The organism is Micromonospora orduensis (assembly GCF_006228125.1).
Classification (GTDB): Bacteria; Actinomycetota; Actinomycetes; order Mycobacteriales; family Micromonosporaceae; genus Micromonospora; species Micromonospora orduensis.
The window spans coordinates 1-3805 of record NZ_VDFY01000041.1 but is presented as its reverse complement, the minus strand read 5'-3'; the positions used below and the strand labels follow the sequence as shown (position 1 = coordinate 3805).

The following is a 3805-nucleotide window of genomic DNA, read 5'->3' as shown; positions in this document are numbered from 1 at the left end:
GAGCGCGCCCGCGCGGCAGAGCACGTCGGCGCAGGCCACCCGGACCAGCTCCCGACGTCGCAGCGCCCGCACCGCGCTTGTCGCCTCCACCGGATCGGTGTGCCGGGCCGCCGCCGCCAGGAACCCCTCGCGCAGCACCTCGCGGGAGCGCGGCGCCAGCTCGTTCTCCTCGGCCAGCAGCCGCAACGCCTCCGGATCACGGGCGAGCAGGTCGGCGACGTACCGGGACAGGGCGAGTACGCGGGCCAGCCGCCGGGCGACCGGACCGCCGTCGCGCAGCAACCGCAGGTACCAGGGTGTGCTGCCCAGCTTGTCGGAGACCTTGCGGTAGTTGAGCAGCCCCCGGTCCGGTTCCGGCGCGTCGGCGAACTCGCTGAGCAGCACCGGCAGCAGGGTCCGCTGGATGGCCGCCGTGCGGCTCACCCCGCCGGTGAGCGCCTGGAGGTGACGCAGCGCCCCGGCCGGGTCGGCGAACCCGAGGATCTCCAGGCGGTGCCGGGCCGCCTCCGGGGTGAGCCGCAGCCCGTCGGCCGGAACCCGGGCCACCGACTCCAGCAGCGGCCGGTAGAGCAGTTTGGCGTGCAGCCGGCGTACCTCGGTGGCGTGGGTGACCCACTCGGCCCGGAAGCTCTCCACCGCGCTGCGCCCCGGCGTGGCCGTGAAACCCAGCGCGGCGGCCAGCCAGCGAAGCGCGGCCGGCTCGGTGGGCACGGTGTGCGTACGGCGCAGGCCCTGTAGTTGCAGCCGGTGCTCGACGCTGCGCAGGAAGCGGTAGCCGCGCAGCAGGGCCTCGCCGTCGGCGCGACCGACGTAGCCACCGGCGACCAGGGCCCGCAGCGCCGGGAGGGTGCCCGGCGCCCGCAGCGTCTCGTCGCCGCGCCCGTGCACGAGTTGCAGCAGCTGGACGGCGAATTCGATGTCACGCAGCCCGCCGGGGCCGCGCTTGATCTCGCGTTCCAGCTCCTTCGGCGGGATGTGGTCGATGATCCGGCGGCGCATCGCGCGGACGTCCTCGACCGCCTCGGGCCGCTCGGCCGCCCGCCAGACCAACGGCGCGAGCTGGTCGATCCACTCCTGGGCCAGCGGCAGGTCACCTGCGGCCGGGCGGGCCTTGAGCAGCGCCTGGAACTCCCAGGTGCGCGCCCACCGGCGGTAGTAGGCGAGGTGGCTGGCGAGGGTACGCACCAGCGGGCCCCGGTTGCCCTCCGGGCGCAGCGCGGCGTCCACCGGCCAGGCGACGAGCCCGCAGATGTGGATCAGCCGGGTCGCCACCAGGGTCGCGGCGGGCAGGTCGGCGTCCTCGGCCGCCACGAAGATGACGTCCACGTCGGAGACGTAGTTCAGTTCGCCGCCGCCGCACTTGCCCATCGCCACGACCGCCAGCCGGGGCCGTTCGGCGCCCTCGGCCAACTCGTCGACGGCGATCTCGTACGCCGCGGCCAACGTCGCGTCGGCCAGCGCGGACAGCGCGGCCATGGTCTGCTCCAGGCCGCGCCCGCCGGTGAGGTCGGCCGCCGCGATGCGCAGCAACGCCAGCCGGTACGCGGTCCGCAGCACCGCCACCGGGTTGCCGTCGCCTGCGGGTTCCAGCCGGCCCTCGGCGGAGGGCGCGAGCCCGTCCGGGGCGGTACGCAGCGCCTGGTAGTGCTCGGGGTGCGCCACCAGGTGGTCGCCGAGCGCCGACGAGGCGCCGAGCACCGCGATCACCCGCCGTCGCAGGCCGGGATCGGCGTGCAGGTCCGCGAGCAGCGGCGACGCGGTGTCGCCTGTCGTGCGGCGTTCGGTCTCGACGATGCGGTGCAGTTGGCGCAGCGCCAGGTCCGGGTCGGCGGCCCGGGACAGCGTCGCCAGCAGCTCCCCGGCCGGCTCGTCGACCGGCTCCTGCTCGTCCGGTCGCCACAGCCCCAGCCCGTCCGGGCCGAGCAGGTCGGCGGCACGCGCCCCGCCGTCGCCGTCGGCGGTGCCGAAGCCGTAGCGGGCGAGCCGCCCCGGCGCCCTGGTCGGCCGGCTCATCAGTGCCCGAGCAGCGGCAGGCCCCGCCGCATCGTGCTGTCGTCCAGCTCGCCGAGGGCCAGCGCGGCGAACCGGGCGGCGAACGGCTGCCAGACCTCCTCGACGTCCACCATCACCGAGTCGCACGCCGCGACGACAAGCTCGGGGTCGTACCCCAGTTCGGCGAGCTGGGCCGAGTCGGTGGCCCAGTCGGCGATCATCGCGGTGTCGCACTCGATGTGGAACTGCAATCCCCACGCCCGGTCGCCGAGCCGGAACGCCTGATGGGGGTAGCGGGTGGACGCGGCCAGCAGGGTGGCGCCCCGGGGCAGTTCGGTGATCTCGTCGGAGTGCCACTGCAGGACGTCCGGGATCAGCGGCACGTACCGGAACAGCGGGTCGTTCTCGGCGGCGTCGCGCCGGCCGACCACGCCGGGGCCGATCTCCGGCCCGGACGGGCTCCGCTCGACCAGGCCGGCGTGCGCGGTGGCGAGCAGCTGCGCGCCCAGGCAGACGGCCAGGGTGGGCACCCGGTAGCGGACCGCCTTGCGCAGCAGGCCCTCCACGGCGGGGAACCAGGGCGCGCCGGGCGAGCCGTCCGGCAGCGGGTACGCCTGCTGGTCGCCGCCGAGCACCACCAGCGCCGCGTACCCCTCCAGGTCGGCGGGGAGCTCGTCGCCGGCGTGTGGGCGTACGACCCACAGCTCCAGCCCGGCCTCGGTCAGCCACTCACCCAGCCGGCGCGCGTCATCCGTCGGGTCGTTCTCGATCACCAGCGCGGTTGCCACCCGTCGAGGCTAGCCGGTGCGGGACGAGGCGCCACGCCCCGCCACGGGTCCGCACCACCGGTGGCGGCCACGCGCTGACGGTGTGGCTAGGCTCTGCGCTTGTGATCAGCGAGGATTGCGCCGTCGTCCGCCCTCCCGTGCTGCGCCCGGGTGACGCGGTGGCACTGGTGTCACCATCCGGGCCGACGTCGCCGGAGCGGGTGGCACGAGGGGTGGAGCTGCTCACCGGTTGGGGTCTGCGGCCGGTGCCGGCGCCGAACGCGTACGCCCGGCACGGCTACCTGGCCGGTACGGACGACGTGCGCGCCGCCGACCTGAACGCGGCCTTCGCCGACCCGGAGATCCGGGGGGTGATCTGCACCCGGGGCGGCTACGGCGTCCAGCGGATCGTCGACGCCATCGACATGGCGGCCGTGCGCCGCGACCCGAAGGTGGTGGCCGGCTTCTCCGACATCACGGCGTTGCAGTTCGCGCTGTGGCGGGGCGCCCGGCTGGCCGGCGTCCACGGCCCGGGCGCCGCCTGGCGGGACGAGCGCACCCCCCTGCGCTCGGCCGAGTCGTTGCACGCCGCGCTGATGACCACCGAGGACGTGTCGGTCAGCGCCGTGCCGGCCGAGGACACCTTCGCCGTCCGCGTTCCGGGTCGGGCCACCGGGACCCTGCTCGGCGGCAACCTCTGCATGATCGTCGCGTCGATCGGCACACCGGACCTGCCCGACCTGACCGGGGCGGTGCTGTTGATCGAGGACGTGCAGGAGCCTCCGTACAAGGTCGACCGGATGCTCACCCAATTGCGCCGGGCCGGCGCGCTGGACGGGCTGGCCGGGGTGGCGGTCGGGCAGTTCACCGACTGCGGGGACGGCTGGGACACCACGATCGTGGACGTCCTCACCGAACGCCTCGGCGACCTGGGCGTACCGGTCCTCGGCGGCCTCCCGATCGGCCACGGCCCCGACCAACTGACAGTCCCGGTCGGCACCCCGGCAACCCTGAACACCGAAACCGGAACCCTGACGGTCTCCCCC

The 3805-nt window shown here is 75.2% G+C and carries 3 protein-coding genes; 1 reads left to right on the top strand and 2 read right to left on the bottom strand.

The window, feature by feature from the left end; all coding sequences use genetic code 11:
* The coding region (locus FHG89_RS00380; RefSeq protein WP_139581871.1) for a bifunctional [glutamine synthetase] adenylyltransferase/[glutamine synthetase]-adenylyl-L-tyrosine phosphorylase at positions 1 to 2013 on the bottom strand (2013 nt) is incomplete at its 3' end.
* Positions 2013 to 2780, bottom strand: a complete 768-nt coding sequence (locus tag FHG89_RS00375; RefSeq protein WP_139581870.1) for a type 1 glutamine amidotransferase — start codon at positions 2778 to 2780, stop codon at positions 2013 to 2015. The genes FHG89_RS00380 and FHG89_RS00375, both read right to left, overlap by 1 nt.
* A 101-nt stretch (positions 2781 to 2881) precedes the next feature.
* Between FHG89_RS00375 and FHG89_RS00370 the strand changes: the two genes are divergently transcribed.
* A partial coding sequence (locus FHG89_RS00370) for a S66 peptidase family protein (RefSeq protein ID WP_139581868.1) occupies positions 2882 to 3805 on the top strand: 924 nt, incomplete at its 3' end.